General features: G+C 54.7%; 15 protein-coding genes, 1 tRNA gene, 2 rRNA genes and 3 pseudogenes (1 of these 21 running past the window's edge). 15 read left to right on the top strand and 6 right to left on the bottom strand.

Annotated features, from left to right (window positions below; translation table 11 throughout):
• From LKE90_RS14590 to LKE90_RS16540, 5 genes are all read left to right on the top strand, one after another.
• Positions 1–2,675: ribosomal RNA gene (locus tag LKE90_RS14590) — 23S ribosomal RNA — on the top strand; it begins 63 nt to the left of the window's first position.
• A gap of 108 nt (positions 2,676–2,783) precedes the next feature.
• Positions 2,784–2,899, top strand: a 5S ribosomal RNA gene (rrf, locus tag LKE90_RS14585).
• Between the two features lie 35 nt (positions 2,900–2,934).
• Positions 2,935–3,011, top strand: a tRNA-Met gene (locus tag LKE90_RS14580).
• 345 nt (positions 3,012–3,356) lie between these two features.
• The gene (locus LKE90_RS14575) at positions 3,357–4,280 is read left to right on the top strand and encodes a LysR family transcriptional regulator (protein ID WP_291494281.1); all 924 of its coding nucleotides are present in this window, start codon (positions 3,357–3,359) and stop codon (positions 4,278–4,280) included.
• 79 nt (positions 4,281–4,359) lie between these two features.
• Positions 4,360–4,632, top strand: a complete 273-nt coding sequence (locus LKE90_RS16540; RefSeq protein WP_366509559.1) for a siderophore-interacting protein — start codon at positions 4,360–4,362, stop codon at positions 4,630–4,632.
• Between the two features lie 545 nt (positions 4,633–5,177).
• Here LKE90_RS16540 and LKE90_RS14570 read toward each other — a convergent pair.
• From LKE90_RS14570 to LKE90_RS14555, 4 genes are read right to left on the bottom strand one after another with little or no spacing between them, the layout of a single operon-like run.
• A complete protein-coding gene (locus LKE90_RS14570) occupies positions 5,178–6,269 on the bottom strand; it encodes a DNA methyltransferase (RefSeq protein ID WP_291494279.1) in 1,092 nt (363 codons plus the stop codon).
• Entirely contained in the window at positions 6,266–7,267 is a 1,002-nt protein-coding gene (locus LKE90_RS14565; protein ID WP_291494277.1) for a hypothetical protein, read from the bottom strand. Before LKE90_RS14565 ends, LKE90_RS14570 begins: the two co-directional genes overlap by 4 nt.
• Positions 7,257–8,417, bottom strand: coding sequence for a ParB N-terminal domain-containing protein (locus LKE90_RS14560; RefSeq protein WP_291494275.1), 1,161 nt, complete (start codon positions 8,415–8,417; stop codon positions 7,257–7,259). The genes LKE90_RS14565 and LKE90_RS14560 overlap by 11 nt, the downstream gene beginning before the upstream one ends.
• The gene (locus tag LKE90_RS14555) at positions 8,414–8,614 is read right to left on the bottom strand and encodes a helix-turn-helix transcriptional regulator (protein WP_291494273.1); all 201 of its coding nucleotides are present in this window, start codon (positions 8,612–8,614) and stop codon (positions 8,414–8,416) included. Before LKE90_RS14555 ends, LKE90_RS14560 begins: the two co-directional genes overlap by 4 nt.
• Before the next feature lie 690 nt (positions 8,615–9,304).
• Between LKE90_RS14555 and LKE90_RS16595 the strand changes: the two genes are divergently transcribed.
• The 10 genes and pseudogenes from LKE90_RS16595 to LKE90_RS14505 form a co-directional block, all read left to right on the top strand.
• Entirely contained in the window at positions 9,305–9,649 is a 345-nt protein-coding gene (locus LKE90_RS16595) for a helix-turn-helix transcriptional regulator (RefSeq protein ID WP_407066103.1), read from the top strand.
• 150 nt (positions 9,650–9,799) lie between these two features.
• Positions 9,800–10,710, top strand: a pseudogene (gene trbB, locus LKE90_RS14545) (P-type conjugative transfer ATPase TrbB).
• Positions 10,707–11,036, top strand: coding sequence for a TrbC/VirB2 family protein (locus LKE90_RS14540; protein WP_202208365.1), 330 nt, complete (start codon positions 10,707–10,709; stop codon positions 11,034–11,036). The pseudogene trbB and the gene LKE90_RS14540 overlap by 4 nt, the downstream one beginning before the upstream one ends.
• Entirely contained in the window at positions 11,036–11,323 is a 288-nt protein-coding gene (locus LKE90_RS14535) for a VirB3 family type IV secretion system protein (RefSeq protein ID WP_291494268.1), read from the top strand. The genes LKE90_RS14540 and LKE90_RS14535 overlap by 1 nt, the downstream gene beginning before the upstream one ends.
• A pseudogene (locus LKE90_RS14530) lies at positions 11,292–11,549 on the top strand (TrbG/VirB9 family P-type conjugative transfer protein); the annotation flags it as partial. The gene LKE90_RS14535 and the pseudogene LKE90_RS14530, both read left to right, overlap by 32 nt.
• A complete protein-coding gene (locus tag LKE90_RS14525; protein WP_291494266.1) occupies positions 11,546–12,745 on the top strand; it encodes a TrbI/VirB10 family protein in 1,200 nt (399 codons plus the stop codon). The pseudogene LKE90_RS14530 and the gene LKE90_RS14525, both read left to right, overlap by 4 nt.
• 314 nt (positions 12,746–13,059) lie before the next feature.
• Positions 13,060–14,550, top strand: coding sequence for a hypothetical protein (locus tag LKE90_RS14520; protein ID WP_291494264.1), 1,491 nt, complete (start codon positions 13,060–13,062; stop codon positions 14,548–14,550).
• Positions 14,551–14,596: 46 nt separating this feature from the next.
• Positions 14,597–15,466 (top strand): DNA adenine methylase, encoded by an 870-nt coding sequence (locus tag LKE90_RS14515; protein WP_291494262.1) that lies wholly within the window; start codon positions 14,597–14,599, stop codon positions 15,464–15,466.
• 627 nt (positions 15,467–16,093) lie between these two features.
• Positions 16,094–16,396, top strand: a complete 303-nt coding sequence (locus tag LKE90_RS14510) for a hypothetical protein (RefSeq protein WP_291501569.1) — start codon at positions 16,094–16,096, stop codon at positions 16,394–16,396.
• Positions 16,387–16,707 (top strand): annotated as a pseudogene (locus tag LKE90_RS14505) (DUF2493 domain-containing protein); the annotation flags it as partial. The gene LKE90_RS14510 and the pseudogene LKE90_RS14505, both read left to right, overlap by 10 nt.
• A 166-nt stretch (positions 16,708–16,873) precedes the next feature.
• On the opposite strand, the gene LKE90_RS14500 reads toward LKE90_RS14505, so the two are convergent.
• Positions 16,874–17,338: a HEPN domain-containing protein gene (locus LKE90_RS14500; RefSeq protein ID WP_291494261.1), complete on the bottom strand. Its 465-nt coding sequence runs from the start codon at positions 17,336–17,338 to the stop codon at positions 16,874–16,876.
• Positions 17,331–17,741 (bottom strand): nucleotidyltransferase family protein, encoded by a 411-nt coding sequence (locus tag LKE90_RS14495; RefSeq protein ID WP_291494258.1) that lies wholly within the window; start codon positions 17,739–17,741, stop codon positions 17,331–17,333. The genes LKE90_RS14500 and LKE90_RS14495 overlap by 8 nt, the downstream gene beginning before the upstream one ends.
• Positions 17,742–18,173: the final 432 nt, after the last annotated feature.

Below are 18,173 nucleotides of genomic sequence, written 5' to 3'. Positions count from 1 at the left end.
CGCTGCGAAAAGCCACGGGGAGCCGCGAGTAGGCTTTGATCCGTGGATATCCGAATGGGGCAACCCCCTCGCAAGAGGATCCCTCACTGAATACATAGGTGTGGGAGGCAAACCCGGGGAACTGAAACATCTCAGTACCTGGAGGAAAAGACATCAATTGAGATTCCGCTAGTAGTGGCGAGCGAACGCGGAACAGGCCAGTGGCCATGAGAAGACAAGCAGAATGCTCTGGAAAGTGCAGCCATAGTGGGTGATAGCCCCTTATGCGTAATGCTTCTTATGGTCCTTGAGTAGGGCGGGGCACGTGAAACCCTGTCTGAATATGGGGGGACCACCCTCCAAGCCTAAATACTCTCTAGTGACCGATAGTGAACAAGTACCGTGAGGGAAAGGTGAAAAGCACCCCGACGAGGGGAGTGAAAGAGACCTGAAACCGGACGCCTACAAGCAGTCGGAGCCTCTTATGGGGTGACGGCGTACCTTTTGTATAATGGGTCAGCGAGTTTCTGTTTGCAGCAAGCTTAAGCCGGTAGGTGTAGGCGTAGCGAAAGCGAGTCTGAATAGGGCGACGAGTTGCTGGCAGAAGACCCGAAACCGAGTGATCTAGCCATGGCCAGGTTGAAGGTGCGGTAACACGCACTGGAGGACCGAACCCACGCCTGTTGAAAAAGTCGGGGATGAGCTGTGGTTAGGGGTGAAAGGCCAATCAAACTCGGAGATAGCTGGTTCTCCGCGAAATCTATTGAGGTAGATCGTCAGGTGTTGACCCCGGGGGGTAGAGCACTGGATGGGCTAGGGGGGCCCAAAGCCTTACCAAACCTAACCAAACTCCGAATACCCGGAAGTTTAGCCTGGCAGACAGACAGTGGGTGCTAAGGTCCATTGTCGAGAGGGAAACAGCCCAGACCACCAGCTAAGGCCCCTAAATCGTGGCTAAGTGGGAAAGGATGTGGGGATTCCAAAACAACCAGGAGGTTGGCTTAGAAGCAGCCATCCTTTAAAGAAAGCGTAATAGCTCACTGGTCTAATAGAAACCCTGCGCCGAAAATGTAACGGGGCTCAAGCCACGTGCCGAAGCTGTGGGTGCATACTTTGTATGCGCGGTAGCGGAGCGTTCCGTAAGTCTGTGAAGGAGACGGGGTGACCCTCTCTGGAGATATCGGAAGTGCGAATGCTGACATGAGTAGCGACAAACAGTGCGAGAAACACTGTCGCCGTAAGTCCAAGGTTTCCTGCGCAAGGTTAATCCACGCAGGGTTAGTCGGCCCCTAAGGCGAGGGCGAAAGCCGTAGTCGATGGAAATCAGGTTAATATTCCTGAACCTGCCAGAAGTGACGAATGCGAGATGTTGTCAGTCCTTATCGGATTGGACTGGCTTTTTGAGCATTCCAGGAAATAGCTCTGGCATATAGACCGTACCCTAAACCGACACAGGTGGACTGGTAGAGCATACCAAGGCGCTTGAGAGAACGATGCTGAAGGAACTAGGCAAATTACTCGCGTAACTTCGGGATAAGCGAGACCCGTAGGTGGGCAACCATTTGCGGGTGGCACAGACCAGGGGGTAGCGACTGTTTATTAAAAACACAGGACTCTGCGAAGTCGAGAGACGACGTATAGGGTCTGACGCCTGCCCGGTGCCGGAAGGTTAAGAGGAGGTGTGAGAGCACTGAATTGAAGCCCCGGTAAACGGCGGCCGTAACTATAACGGTCCTAAGGTAGCGAAATTCCTTGTCGGGTAAGTTCCGACCTGCACGAATGGCGTAACGACTTCCCCGCTGTCTCCAGCATCGGCTCAGCGAAATTGAATTCCCCGTGAAGATGCGGGGTATCCGCGGTCAGACGGAAAGACCCTATGAACCTTTACTGCAGCTTTGCAGTGGCATCAGAGACATTCTGTGTAGGATAGGTGGGAGGCTTTGAAGCAGGGGCGCCAGTTCCTGTGGAGCCATCCTTGAAATACCACCCTGAATTTTTCTGATGTCTAACCGCGACCAGTAAGCCTGGTCCGGGACCCTGCATGGTGGGCAGTTTGACTGGGGCGGTCGCCTCCCAAAGTGTAACGGAGGCGCGCGATGGTGGGCTCAGGCCGGTCGGAAACCGGCTGTCGAGTGCAATGGCATAAGCCCGCCTGACTGTGAGAGTGACAGCTCGATCAGAGACGAAAGTCGGCCATAGTGATCCGGTGGTCCCGCGTGGAAGGGCCATCGCTCAACGGATAAAAGGTACTCTAGGGATAACAGGCTGATCTCCCCCAAGAGTCCACATCGACGGGGAGGTTTGGCACCTCGATGTCGGCTCATCACATCCTGGGGCTGGAGCAGGTCCCAAGGGTTCGGCTGTTCGCCGATTAAAGTGGTACGTGAGCTGGGTTTAGAACGTCGTGAGACAGTTCGGTCCCTATCTGCCGTGGATGTTGGAGACTTGAGAGGATTTGTCCCTAGTACGAGAGGACCGGGATGAACATACCTCTGGTGTACCGGTTGTCGCGCCAGCGGCACAGCCGGGTAGCTAAGTATGGACGGGATAACCGCTGAAAGCATCTAAGCGGGAAACCCACCTCAAAACTAGGTCTCCCCAAGGGCCGTGATAGACCATCACGTCAATAGGCCAGGTGTGGAAGCGCAGTAATGCGTGCAGCTAACTGGTCCTAATCGCCCACGAGAACTCACTTGCAAGCTTCTCTCTGAGAAGCACCCCATGCACAGAAATCATCCATGCCGCACATTTCAAAAACAGCACCAACCGTTAATCACTGACCCACTCAGATGTGGGTTGGATGACCTGGTGGCTATGGCGGGGAGAGATCCACCCGATCCCATCCCGAACTCGGCCGTGAAAACCCCCAGCGCCTATGATACTGCGGCTTAAGCCGTGGGAAAGTCGGTCGCCGCCAGGTCTTCCAATCCACATCATACACATCACTCATACCACCGCGGGGTGGAGCAGCCCGGTAGCTCGTCAGGCTCATAACCTGAAGGTCACAGGTTCAAATCCTGTCCCCGCAACCATGAATTCTGTTTATTATCAAACGCTTAGGCCGCCCATCGGGCGGCCTTTTGCGTTTCTACCCCCACAACTGGAATCATATAGGAATCATCAGGAAGCGAAATACCGCGTAGTTCTGGAGCGCGTGGGGTGTGGCGCGAGAGGGGCGGGAAGCGCGCGAATCGGTCTGCTGCCTTCAGATCGCGATCTGGGCGACGCCATTGTGATGTGTGTACGGCCCTATAAAAGGCCCGGAGATGCCCACAAAAGCACGCATCCTTACCTTATGACTTCAATGATCGGATGAAACAGGCGACAACAAAGGCTGTGCCGACGGGTTTGGCCGTCGCGTTGGGTAAGTCAGCCTTATGTCCAAAGCCGATCTGAACCTCTTACACGCTCTGGATATCCTGATCGAAGTCCAGAGTGTGACACTCGCCGCCGAACGTCTGGGGACAAGCCCGCCTTCGGTCAGTCGCTTGTTGGCCCGAGCTCGCGACATGCTGGACGACCAGATTCTGGTGCGGGCTGGACGCGGGCTGGTTGCGACGGAACGCGCCAAGGAGCTTCAGTCCGGCATTCGTCATCTTCTTGCTGAGGCGGATACCCTGCTGAATGCTCATGCGGCGTTCGATCCCGGCGGGCTTGAGCGTCGTTTCACGATCCGGGCCAATGATGGCTTCACGGGGGCGTTCGCCTCCGGTCTATACAATATTCTTGCCGATCAGGCCCCCTGCGCGACTCTGCGTTTCGCGCAGGAACATGAGTTCGATGATGAGGCGCTTCGCGAAGGGCGGATCGATCTGGACATCGGCGCAAGCCGCGCGATGGGACCAGAAGTTCGGCTTCAAACCATTTTTCGCGATCATCATATCGCGCTTGCCCGTGACGATCACCCGATCTTCTCCACGGATATTTCTCCCGAAACCTTCGCGGCTTTTCCGCATATCAGCGTCTCGCGCCGTGGTCGGTCCACCGGGCCGGTTGATGAGGCGCTTCAGAAACTCGACCTGACGCGACATGTCCCGTTGATCGTGCCCTCCTTTCTGATCGCCCTTTCGGCTCTGGCTGGCACGCAACTGATCGCACTGGTGCCACGGCATGTCCTGCCGGTCGTCCGCAACCTCGGCATGGCGCTACGCTGGTTCGATATTCCGCTGGAGCTTGAGAGCGTCGTTCTGGCGCAGGCATGGCATCCCCGCTTCGACGCCGATCCCGCCCATCGGTTTCTACGTCAGTGCGTTCGGACGGTCTGCCAGTCCTTTCCCAATGGATTTCATTTTATGAAATGACTCTTTGCCGCCTTTGTCATGTTTTCCCGGTCCCGCCGCAGTCAGAACAGGGAGCAGAAACAGACAAGGTTATCTCCCGATGTTGGGCATAAAGAGAAAAGAGCGGCAGAAATTTCCAGTTACGGTCGAGAGTGTATCGGACATAACGCCTCACATGCGACGTTTTCGCGTTGCGGGGGACGCGTTACGCACACTTGAACTCGACGAACCCGCACAATGGATGAAGGTATTCGTTCCTTGCGCAGGTGATCAGTCCCGTGTCGGACGGGCCTATATCCACGGAGGCAATGATCCTTGTAATGATCCCGAAACGTCAGCGGGGAAAGATCGTCTGTTTGCAGACTATTATTAGCGCCACGTTCTTGCCGGAGCCGGGCATTTCCCGCAGCGTCAGAATGTAGCCCTAGTGACAGAACTTGCCGTGCCTTCTCTTTTGCGAAATAGCTGCTAGCTGGTGCGCCGTTTCAATGATCCGGCGATCTCGAATAACTCAGCGCGCTCGCGCAAACTGCAAATCTTCGTTCCGTTCGTTAGAGAACTGCCACATTGACAGCTTCCGCCCTTTTACTTCTGGCAAGGCTTCTCCGGCCCAAGCCGCCGGTCTACCATGAGCGGTGGCAGGTCGGCGGGAGACGCCTCTTTCAGACATACATTTGCTCGAGTCGCTTTCCGCGTAGCGGATATGAAACATCCAACGCTCTCCCGGCAAAGGCGGATAGCGGACTTGCGCACATATTCTACCCCGTCGAGGTTTGAATCTCACCAGGCGGCCCGAGAGCGATGAAACGGAGAGCTAAGTCGACGCTATAGTTCTCCAAAATGAATCCTAAGATATTGTATAACGTGTTGAAATAAAATAACTTTTATTCCTAAGGTGTTGTTAGAGCCCGTCAAAGCTTAACCGACGATAAAGCAGAAATCGTGCTCGACGGTAGGAGAGGCCTTCGCGCCCCGGAAGCTGTTGGCTTGTGTCCGCTTAACGGGGGTTGTGACTCCGTCATCGACTGCCTGCACGTGGCGGCCGGTCGCACCCTTCAGAGTCGATAACAGGCTGTCGAACATCTCTTCCTTCGACAACTTCCTTCCTCCAATCCGAACAACAATTCTTGCTTGAGGTGCCAATAGAGGTGCAACGCCTTCCCACGCTTCTTTTAAGAACGCCCAATAAAGGACCTTGTTATAGTGTCGCCCATCATCAGGTGCTTGAATGCTCTTGGGGTCTTCGCCCAAAAACCAAAGCCTCAACCACTGGTCTTCGCGATAGTTGGTGGTATCGAGATAGGGGGGCGACGTAATGATGTCTGTCACCTTACCTTCTAGGTGTTGAAAAGCAGTCATTGCCTGACGCGCGTCGGACTCGGCGATTTCGCCACGATTGTGCGGTGGAGGCGTATGAAAGCGGAAATCGATCATGCCGCGTAAGATGGCAAACGCGTCCCGGCACGGGGCCACATAACCATGCTTTCTCCACCAGCGCACCGAATAAGCGGGCTTGGTGCTTATCGTTCGTGGCATCCGATTGCTGAAATAGTTCGGGCTCCGATGAGACTCGCCATGAAGAGCACCGAGGCAAAGGGCTGCAATGAAACGGTCGGTGCTATCGTCCCTCCAGTTTAGGCTAGCCCGGAGAAACCGGACTTGCTCATAGGTGTCCGCATGGAAACAGGCGGCGAAAAAATCCGCCATCTCCTCTGCAAGAATGAGGGGAGGCAGAACGGAAAAGGAGCCTTCCAATTCGGCCAACCGAAGAACTACATCTTCACGAGTTGGCGGATTGCACTTCGCACCAGTGATGCAAACTGCGACAGGATGCAGGTCGCATCCGGCGGCTTCTCTGCCGTTCAGCAACGCCTCAAAGACGGTCGTTCCCCGACCGCAGAATGGGTCAAACACCACTCCATTGAAGCGCGACGCGGCGAGGTGCTTCTCCACAAACGTTTCGGGGAACATCGCGAAGTATGGGCAGATGGAATGGAAGCGGTGCCTCATGTCGTTGCGGCTCCCCTTGTAGCGTAAGCCTTGATCCACTCGACTGCCACGGCGAGTTGGTCGAAGGCTTCAATTGCCACCCCTTGATCGTGCAGTCCTTGTGCTTCTGTCACCCGATGGGGCACTCGAAGGCGATGGAGAACATTGCCGAGGACTCGGCAGTCATCAAAAAACTCATCGTCTGGACGAGCGAAAGGTATGATGTGATAGCACATCATCATCGTCACTGGCTGTTGCCCGAACCAACGGCTTGGAAAGACCTTCTCCAAATGATGTCGAAGCGACTTTTCACGCCAGTTATTGCCAGTCGCGACTTGTCCTGCGGCAAGTAGAAAGCCGGGGAGACCATCCGGTTGGAGACGAGCTGCGAAAACGTCTATCTGGTCATCTTGCGGCCTGTCAGGCACGCCCACGGCTGCCTGTAGAACGCCATCTCGAAATACCCCCCATATTTCGGCGAGCTTCGTGTGAAAATTGGTCTTGTCCGGTCGGGGATGACCGAAAGACCAAGCCCGACCATTTACTTCTGCCGCCAACGCTGCCGTCGCAAAATACTGGAAATATTTCCTAAGCTCTATAATTTCCGCGTCTGTCGGATAAACAGCCGATCCATCGAGAATTGGCGATAATGCCTTCAGATGCGAAAGAATGAGCGAGAGGATATAGGCGGCTTGCCCGTAGGAAGGATCATTCCCGCCATATGTCAGGACATCGCCATTCTCATCCAGAGTGAATGGGTAAGATTCGCCAAGCGCGTCACGTCTGCCGTCAATTCGTCTGACCGCCCCGGAAACGATTTCTTCCCGGTCGGTCATCTCTTCATCGGCAGTCTCGTAGTCGTCTTCTGCGCCAATCTCTGTCGCGTTAATTAGGTCTTTCGTAAATGACCTAGCTTCTTCTGAAAAGAAAGCCGTCAGTTCAAGATAGTCAGCGGCAAGATCGAAGTTCGGCTTTTTGGTGTCCACTTCATCATGTGGAAAATAAAGTTCAACTGCCACGGCCGTCCCCCATGGCATCGCGGAATTTCTTCCTCATTCGATCATAAATGGTTTGCGCAGTCTCAGACACGTCTTCCGCAATGTTCAGAAGGGACTGATCGCGTCCGTCATAGCCTCGAAGGCTGTTCGCCGCCTCCCGTAAGACGCTGCGGGCACGAATCAGCGACGCCGAAAGGGTTTCATCGGCTGGCTTGGTGCTTGCGTGCGCTTCTGCCAGTGTGCCGCCTGCGCGCAGGATATGGAGTCCTTCGGCGCTTGCGAGCGTTTCGCCAAGGTTCTTGATGTCGGGGTTTTGCGACTGGACAACTGGTTCCTTATCATCATCCTTAGAACCATAAATCCAGACCAGCACTTCCCGCAGGCGGTCCAGCTTATCAGCCGGCACCGGATCAGGCTGCGGGTCATACCGAGACCAGGCGGTCTCAAGCCCCAAATAGCTCATGTATGTTGAGCGGGAGAGGGCCGTATACAGATGCGAGAAATTGAACTTGGTGATCTTACGATCTGTTAGCGAAAAGACGCCCTGACGCTCGGCCTGATCCAGAACGTAAATCGCGGCAACCATTCGCTTGATCGTGTCATGCCGGTCACCGATCTTCTCAGAAATTTCCTCCAGCGACACATTCCCGGAATTGTACCACCCCGCTGCAAATTTTGCCTTGGCGTAAGATTCCCACTTCGCCGCGCCGTTGATGTGTTTGAAGCCGATGAATGAGCGAGCCGCGTCCCGGTCAGGGACGCGATAGACAGATACCTCGGCAAGCGATGCCTCAACCGCGTTGTTGATTACAGGGACGCCGATCTTAATGCGTTCATTTTTGGCAATGGCATCAACAAACGCAGGCTCGCGAAACAGACGAATAGCTGCAAGCCTGCGGTTGCCTTCAAGAACTGTGAATTTCTGGTCGGCGGGGTCCAACCAGACGATCAGAGGCTCGATGTCCAGATAGCCGTTCGCCGAAATAGACTGGAGCAACTCGCCCAATTCTTCGCCCCGGTAAAGCTGCGCCACAATGCTTTCATCTGTCGTGCGAGCGCTTATACCCACAAGACGAGGGTTCTCGTGGTCGAGTTTCAGCCAATCGACGCTGACTTTAGTCGTATCTTCAAGCGGGACATCGGCAGGCTTCTGGATTGGGTTGTTCGTCATTTTCCTTGCTCCGCTGTGAGCGTCACGCCACCATCTACAAAAGTTGCCCCTGCCTCTTCGAGAACGCGTTGGATGTCGCGAACCGTGCGGTCATAAGGTGTTCTTCTTCCCTTCTCGAATTCTGCGATGGTCGCGGGTGCGACATCAGCGCGTCGGGCCAAATCGGCCTGACTCATATGCAGTCCAGCTCGCGCCATTCGGCACTGCTCTGGCGTTATGGTCACGTCTAGCCTCGCAGATCGAAGATTTACTCAAAGGTTATATAAAAACGGTAACATTGAGCACCTCGGGCGTCTAGCTGGAAAGCGAGCTGCATAGAAGCCTTTCCGGCTTCTATGCCACTCATGCGGGGAGGTGCAGAATGGAACGGGGGTGAATGCGCCGCCATTCACGCGATGACATGTGAGCGGCGGTTGTGGCGACGGGCTATGCTGGTTGGTAGGATGTAAGAGAATCCCTGCCCGCAGAGCAACCGCCCCTTAAGGCGCTTTCTCTTTGATAGAGAATGGACAGGTGGCCAGTTTGCACGGTAATCGGCGGACCAGGTGGGGTCCGAACACGTAAACCGAATCAATTAGCTGACGCTTGGCTGATTGATGAGAAAATGTTGGCTTCAGAAAGTCTCACGGGTTATTTGAACGACCAGAATGGGATGGAATCCTTCGCGTCGGTCGTCTGTGTGCATGTCCGGTTTTACCAATTTCCCTACACAAAGCAGACATTCCGTTCCTCGCCATTGCTGCCATTCTTCATAAGTAAGATCCATTGGGGTGCCGAAACCATACCGCCTTGATTCCGGCACTCTCTATCTTGCCGATCTTCCGCCACGGTTCGCCATGGCCCGCTGTCGTGACCGACAGCCGCCGAACCCAACCGGAGGCCCGATCATGCTCGATCCCAAGACGGGGTTGCCGCCCCGTTTCCTGCGCACGCCCGATGCGGCGCGCTTCCTAGGTATTTCCATCCGCACGTTGGAAAAACACCGCACCTACGGCACCGGCCCGACCTACCGGAAAATCGGCGGTCGCATCGTTTATGCTCTCCCAGATCTTCAGATGTGGGTCGAGAATGGTGTCCGCAGGTCCACCATCGACGAGACACCCTGCCGGGTCTTTCCTGCCCGTCCGCTGACCCCAGCCGAAAAGGCGAAGACCCCCAGTAATCGTCAGATTGCGTGGGGTTGCCGCAAGGATTCGTCAATCCCGCCGATCGCCGCCGTTTCCACGCGATGACCGCACGGTATGCGATAGTTGTTGAATCGAGCCGAAATGGCCTTCTTTTAATCATCCCCGTATGGGGGCCATCTGTTCCGGTCCCGTTCGAGCGGGGATCAGATGGCGGTTTCGCACCATAATTCGGAAAGTCAGGCACGTGGCATTTCCATGCTGCGCACAGCGATGGGGCCGGCGATCGCAGGGCACCTTGCCGATCCTTCCGTGGTCGAGGTGATGCTTAACCCGGACGGGCGGCTGTGGATCGACCGTCTGTCGGAGGGCCTGTCCGACACGGGCGACGTCATCACACTCGCCGACGCTGAGCGCATCATGTTGGGGCGGAGGTGCATGACGGTGCCCCGCGTGTCTCGGCCGAATTGCCGACCGGCGAACGGTTCGAGGGATTGCTCCCGCCCGTGGTGACGGCCCCGAGCTTCGCCATCCGCAAACCCGCCGTCGCCGTGTTTACCCTCGACGATTATGTCGCTGCCGGGATCATGACAGCGGGGCAGGCAGCATACCTTTGTCGCGCTGTAGCAGACCGGAAGAACATCCTGGTCGCGGGCGGAACCTCGACCGGCAAGACCACGCTGGTCAATGCCCTGCTGGCCGAGGTCGCGAAAACCGACGACCGGGTCGTGCTGATCGAGGACACGCGCGAACTGCAATGCGCGGCACCCAACCTCGTGTCCCTGCGCACCCGTGATGGCATCGTCACCCTGTCCGAACTGGTCCGTTCAGCCCTGCGCCTGCGGCCCGACCGTATCCCGATCGGCGAGGTGCGCGGTCCCGAGGCGCTCGACCTGCTCAAGGCGTGGGGCACGGGCCATCCTGGCGGCATCGGTACGCTCCACGCCGGCACCGCCATCGGCGCGTTGCATCGCATGGAGCAGTTGATCCAGGAAATCGTCGTCACCGTGCCCCGCGTGCTGATCGCCGAGACGATCGACGTGATCGCTGTCCTGTCGGGGCGAGGCACACAGCGCCGGTTGTCCGAACTCGCCACCGTGGACGGGATCGACCCCGCCACAGGCGCCTATCGCATTCATTCAATCGATACCGATGGAGATTTCCAATGAACATCACGCTGTTTCGCGTGCGTCGGCACGCGCCTGTCTTTTCCGCCGTGCTGCTGTCCATCGCATGGTGCTCCTCGGCCTTGGCGTCCGGATCGGACATGCCGTGGGAGGAACCGCTCAACCAGATTCTGGAATCCGTGCAGGGACCGGTAGCGCGTATCGTGTCGGTGATCATCATCACCGTGACCGGCCTGACGCTGGCGTTCGGGGAAACCTCTGGTGGCTTCCGCCGCCTGATCCAGATCGTCTTCGGCCTGTCCATCGCTTTTGCGGCCAGCTCGTTCTTCCTGTCGTTCTTCAGCTTCAGCGGTGGAGCGCTGATCTGATGGGCGCTGGATATGACGATGACGCGGTGCCGGGCTTTCATGTCCCGGTGCATCGCTCGCTGACCGACCAGATCCTGCTGGGCGGGGCACCCCGTACGCTGGCCATCGCCAATGGCACGCTGGGCGCCGCGATCTCGCTGGGTCTGCGGCTCTGGCTGGTCGGGGCGGTATTCTGGATCGTGGGGCATAGCCTCGCGGTTTGGGGTGCCAAACGCGATCCGCTGTTCGTCGAGGTCGGACGGCGGCATCTCCGCTACGCCGCCCTGGCTGCCTGGCCGGGCGTTTGACGATGGCCACAAGGTCTATATCGCGTTTCCGGCCGGGATCGGACAGGGGGAACTGCCGCCGCTTTTCGTGCTTGGGTCCGATGGCGGCCCGGAACTGGTCAATTACCGGATGCGGCAGAACTGGATGATCGTCGACCGCCTGTTTGCCGCCGCTGAATTGCGTCTGGGTGACAAACATTCCGAGCAGCGCGTGCGTATCGTGCGCACGGATGGCAGAAAGTCATGAGCAGCGCGGAAGAACGCCCGGGTGAGGACGGAGGCGCTATTGGCAACGGGAGCGCAGCGGGGCCGGGATCAGCAGTGCCACCCGATCTGCGGCTGCGCGCGCAGCGTCCGCCGGTCGTAAAGCTTTCGCGCCCCGTCATCTGGACCCTGGGGGCCATCGGAATGCTCGCCATCGGTCTCGCGTTGGGCTACGCGCTGCAAGGCAACACGCCAAAAGGACCGGTTCAGGCGGCACAGGATACCGACGCGCGTGCCTCGGCCGACGGGCTGTCGGCTTTGCCCCGCGACTATACCAATGCCCCGAAGCTGGGGCAGCCTCTGCCCGGCGATCTGGGCCGGCCGATCGTCAACGCGCAGTGGCAGGGACGTGCGGGACCGGTTCCCGGCATGGAGGATCGTCGCGGCGACCAGGAAATCGAGGCGGCGCGCACCAGCCGACTTTTCGCGCAGGTCGAGGTGCGGGAGGGGCAGAGTGCGCAGGCGGTGCCGGTGATGGCGACCGCTCCCGGAGCGCAGGCATCATCGGCAGGAACCGACCAGCAGGCTGGCAATCGCGCCTTTCTGGCGGGTCAGTCAGACCGTGCGACGGTGAGTCCCGACCGGATTATGCTCCCGACCTCGCCATACGTTCTGCAGGCGGGTACTGTCATCGCTGGTGCGCTGAATACGAAAATCAGCTCCGATCTGCCGGGTCAGATTGTCGGTCATGTCACCCAGAACGTCTATGACAGCCCGACCGGCCGATTCCTGCTGATCCCGCAGGGCAGCACCCTGTTCGGGGCCTATAACAGCAGTGTTTCCTTCGGGCAGCAGCGGACCCAGATCATCTGGACCCGGTTGATCTACCTGAACGGGGAGAGCCTGGTGCTGGAAAAGCTGCCCGGTGGCGACGCCATCGGTCAGTCCGGCCTGTCCGATGAGGTAAACAACCATTGGGGACAGCTTTTCAGGGCGGCGCTGGTCACAACCCTGCTCAGCGTGGGCTCCGAAGCCGGGACGTCGTGGAACGAGAACAACCTGATGCAGGCGATCCGCAGTGGGGCTAGTAACGGGTTTTCCATGGTAGGCAACCGCCTGATCGATCGCAGCCTTAACGTCCAGCCGACGCTGACCGACCGGCCGGGTCTACCGTTCACGCTTATTCTGAACCACGATCTGGTTCTCAAGCCCTGGAGAACGAAGGAAATCCAGCCCTGACGAAGCTGAGGCTCGGCCCGATCAAGGACGACAAGCGCATGAAGGTAACATTTCTGCTGCTCTCCACCCGGCTAACGTAATCTTTCCGTCTATGCTGAGATATTGATGCCCGGAACCGGCCAAGGCATCCCGATTTCACATTTCTCATAACACCTGTTGGAACGGTTCATCGCCACAGGTTTGGGAAATTCTAGGCTCCCTTTGTCGTATTTGAGTTAATTCTGAATGGAATTCGGGCAACCGTTGCGGGTAGAGATGGTTCTGGGTATTCTTAAGGCACATATTAGTCAAATTAGAACTTTTTGTGAGGCCCCGTGGTAAAGCGAGATATAAAAAATATTAGTCTTTCTAAACTATTTCTTGATTTAAAAAATCCCAGGCATACTCCGTCAGGAACAGAATCTGATGCAATAGAGTATCTTTGTGATAAAGAAGATGTCTATCCATTGGCTCGAGATATAGCAACCAATGGCTTGAGCCCCATTGAAATGTTTGCTGTTATACCTGTGGCTGGCAATCAAGGCGCATATGAAGTCGTCGAGGGCAATCGGCGCTTATGTGCATTGAAACTTCTCAAAGATCCAGAACTTGCTCCGACCAAATTTAAGTCCCAATTCAAAAGACTTGAGAAGTCGTTTGAAGGTATAAATTCTGTAAGATGTGTGATTTTTTCTGATGTAGATGATGCTAGCATTTGGGTAGAACGAAATCATTCCGGCCAAAATGGTGGCATAGGCCGGAAATCTTGGGACGCCGATCAAAAATCTAGGTTCATTAGAGACAAACAGAAAAATGATAAGAATAAATTTGCTTTAGAATTTTTGGATTATTCTGAGAGAGAGTCGATTATAGAAAACGGAAATAGAAAAGGAAGATTAACAACGGTACAAAGATATTTGAGCAATTCAAAAATAAGAGAATTATGCTTCGGACTATCTCTTAATGATGATGATATTGTTTGTACTGATAGAAATAAGAAAACTTTTAATGACTTGTCAAAGTTATTTATTGAAGATCTTTTGTCTGGAGTTGTGAATTCTCGGGCAAAAAAAGCTGAAATTGATAAATATGCTGATAAATTAATTCACCTAGAAACTTCTGATAGCCCTAGAATTTTGAAATGGCCGTTGATAGACCAGGCACCGAAAACACCATCGGCGGCACTTGATCACTCATCCGGTAGGAAAATATCTAAAGAGACATCTGACAACGCCTCAACTCATGATGCGGGTAATTCTCCTACCGAAAATCAGACAGATCGAACAACTGAGGAGGGAAGTAAGGATAAAACCGATCCAGATTTCGAACGAGATAACGAAGTCGATTCTAAAAATAATGGAGATCACTCTGGGCGACAGATTCGTCCAAGTACGCAGAAATACATCCAAAATCATTCGAATATACTTGATGGTCTGAAGAAAATAAAAAGTAAAAAACTAGAAAGTCTATATTGTTCACTTTGCAATGTGTCTCTGTATGACAATACGCCCTTATTATCAGTTGGATGCTGGGCCTTTCTTGAATCACTAGCTGCCCTCGCAGGGAAAGGACCCAATAATGATTTTATATCGTTTTGGAGTAAGGAAAAGGTAAAAGCTTACGGGTTTCAAGAAAAAGAAACATATAATGCATTCAACCAAGCGGTTAAAAGAATTTCAGAACATGGCAATACGACGAAACACCATGGAACCTCTGCAAATTTTTATGGACACCAGTTGGCGAATGATATGGAAGCGATAGCACCATTGGTTAATGCGTGCATTGAAGATATAATTAAACAGAGTGCAGAGAAAAAATCTGGATGAGATGTTGATGCTTTATAGCCCATTTTTCGAGTTGGTATGATTGGTAATGGCACGAACTGTATCCCCGCTGCGCTATCCCGGTGGCAAAACCTGTCTAGCCGAGATGGTGTCCTACATATTGAAGTTAAATAAATTGGAGCGGGGCCATTATGTGGAGCCGTTTGCAGGAGGGGCTGGGTTAGCTTTGACATTGCTTTATGGAGGAGAGGTCTCAGATATTCATATTAACGATATAGACCCGGCTATTTATGCATTTTGGTTTAGTGTATTAAATCATAATAGAGATTTTTTAGATATGATTACATATACTCCGGTCAACATGCACGAATGGCATAGACAAAGAGAAATGTTTTTGCAGCAGGATATTAGAGACCCTTTATCTTTGGGATTTTCTGCATTCTTTTTAAACAGAACGAATAGATCTGGTATCATAAAAGGGGCTGGGGTTATTGGAGGACTGTCTCAAGAAGGTAATTATAAGATTGATTGTAGGTTTAATAAGGAGGATCTAATATCAAGAATTGAAAGGGTTTTCAAGTATAAAGATAGAATAAACCTTACAAATGAAGATGCTTCATCTTACATAAAAAATAAATCATTGCTCTTTGACGAAAAAGTTTTGTTTTGTATTGATCCTCCCTATTATAATAAGGGATCGTCTTTATATACAAGTTTTTATGATGCTGAAGACCATCAAAAACTTTCTGAAGCCGTGATGGGAATTAAGTGCCCATGGATTGTAACCTACGATTTTGTGCCTGAAATTCAAAACTTATATAAAAAACGACGGCAGTTCGGATTTGATATAAATTATTCAGTCCAAAAAAAACGTATTGGAAAAGAACTTTTAATATTATCAAAAAAACTAAGAATGCCGGAGTCTCTTGGTTTGGAGCCCGTAGAATTATGTGCTTGAGGATAGTGCTAATAAAAAGCAAAGCGTAATTTAAGCTCTGGGTATAGATGCAAGAGCGCCGAATGCTGGTTATTCTGATTGATTTTAAGAATGTGTGCTCTGCCTGGTCGGAAGAGAGTGATGGGTCGATAACTTATTATACGCAAAAAGGCTGAGTTGGATGATGGGTCCAAATGTTGACGATATATAGCTTCTTGAACTGATGCCGCTTCGTGGAGCTAAACTGAGTGCCTGTCCTAATTTAAGGTATTAAACTACTGACATCACGTAATTATATTGCCGCCTGAAGTGACTGTCGGTATCGGGGTTTGCGTGCCTCCGCAACCATACATTATCCAACATCATCAGCATGTTAAGCCGTCCGTAAGGGCGGCTTTCTGCGTTTGGGACATACGCGCAGGATCCGTATAGGATGCAAACGGGAGTGAAACTCCAGCGTAGGTTGGGCTGAAATCGGGGCGCTTCACGATGGCGTGAGCTTTATCGGCGGCCTTATTGATTAGTGGAAATTGCGCGATGTGACGACAATACGCTCACCGGCGGAATCGCTGTCACGGGGCGTGGTGTAGGAGTGAGATTGGCCGCTGAGGCGGCCATCGCCGGTCTTTGATAGGGTTCGGGTGCGAAATGAACCTGAAGGACCTGACGATGACCGGCGAGAAGATGGCGCTGCTGGAGCTTGTGGAGCAAGCGTCGGATGGCGATTTTGTTCGTGAGATGCTGGCGTTCGCTGCGGATCGGATGATGACCCTGACCCTGACCGTGCCGGGACAGAATGACCCGATCGCGCCCACGCACTGGTCGTTTGGCCAGATGTGCAGTCTGGTCGGCGCGCCATCGTCGTACCTGCGCAATCTCCCCGCGCCTCTGGCGGCGATCAATCTCCAGCACGGGCTGCTGTCGCACCGCGCCGAGCTGGTCATCTTCTGATCTGGAACCATCTTGACAAGGTGCGCGAGAAGCATCCCGACATGGTGCTGTTGCATGGCGGTTCACCCAAGGGCGCGGAATTCATCGCCTCCCGCTGGGCCGATCATCGGCAGGTTGCCCAGATCGCCTTCAAACCCGACTGGAACCGGCATGGCAAGGCCGCCCCGTTCCGGCGCAACGACGCCCTGCTGAAAGTCCTGCCCGTCGGCATCATGGTGTTTCCGGGATCGGGCATACAGGACAATCTGGCCGACAAGGCCAAGCAGATGGGCATTCCGGTCTGGCGATTCCGCAGGGAGGCTGGCGCGTGAGCGCCTCCTCCAGATGAGAATACTGTTTCGGTATACTTTTGGCGGTCGTTCCCGCTCGACCACATGCACCGTCGGGAGGCGGATGCATTTTGCACAACGATCCGCCGCATGGCGCGACTGTCCCAGACTCAATTGTGATCTTCCGGCAAAGCCGGGGCAGGGAGGCTTAGCGAGGGGGCGAGGTAACGTCTGCTATCGCATTGAACGCATCTGGTGTGACCGTCACCCCGAAATGTCGTGTGATGGTTTCGACCAGACGTGAAGCCGTTTCCTGCCAGCGATCGACGTCATCCGGATCAGGAGCGCGGGGAATATTGCCGCCGGGTGTCGCATAACGATAGGTGGTCGCATAAGCCGTCAGCACCTCAACCTCACGAAACCCCGGTTTCAACGGGTTATCGTCAGGCAGGTCATCGAGAATGGCGCCGAGCTGGTGCTGATGCTGACGTCCGATATGGATCCCTTCCGCAGTCATGACGGCAATCAGGGCGGCCTCGACCGCGTAGAAAAGCTGGTTGACCGCATTTCGGCTGCCGGAAGCGTGGAGCAGGCGCGCATCACTGAGGAAATTATTGGCCAGCCAGATCTGCGAGCCGATCTTCTTTGCAACGGGATCGGGCGTTTTAGCCAACGCGCACACCCTCACGGTGAAGAATATAGGACAATGTGTTGGGCACGTTGATGGTCGAGCGAATCTCGGCGTCTCGTTCAGCGACGATATCCGCAATCAGGCCGGCCTCTCGACCGACGGCCCAGGTTTTGCTGGGACTGAGGTCACTGTCACTGGCACGGTTCGGAAGAACGAGGAAAATATCCCAGTCGCTATCAGGGCGATTTGTACCGGTGGCCCGGCTCCCGAAAATCCAGACCTGCTTCGCTCCCAGCTTCTGCTTTGCCAGACGAACAATGGTTTTGAGCTTAGGTTCGCTTGCCAGTAGGGCACGCGTCCGATTGTTATGCCGCCAGTCTCGCGATCCTGCGGCTTTGTGAACAGCATCGACGGCGATGCTGCCCCCATCATTCTTGCTCGTCATCGTTGGCATCATGACAGCCCATTACTTGTTCAGCCTCTAGACGGCGCATTCTAGCACAATTCCATCATGTCGTCGTCACATATCATGGGGCTGCGGACATGAACGGTCAGCCGGAGTGCGACCATTTTGCTCGCCGCCTCGGGCGCGGCGCACCCGGAAGACCCCGCCCGGGGAGACCGGGATGGGCGGCGACGTCTCTCCCATGTCCGGCTGTGCGAGTGGCTGACAAGAGACGTGACTGCCCCTTCCTCACCCGTGAAACGGTCGGACTGTCCGTGGCGAAGGAGGGATCGTCCAGCGGGCAAGCGGCTGGCAGGCCTTCGTTGGAACGACGGGTCCGTAGGATACGGCCCGAACCGTTCGCAGCAGGGACGTGGCAGTCGGGGGCGGGTGTCAGGTCGCAGCCCGCGGCACCAGCATGGAAGACGGTCG

The sequence above is a fragment of the Acetobacter sp. genome, assembly GCF_022483985.1.
In the GTDB taxonomy this organism is placed as follows: domain Bacteria; phylum Pseudomonadota; class Alphaproteobacteria; order Acetobacterales; family Acetobacteraceae; genus Acetobacter.
Note: the sequence above shows the minus strand (reverse complement) of the source record. Positions and strands in the feature narration are given on the sequence as shown.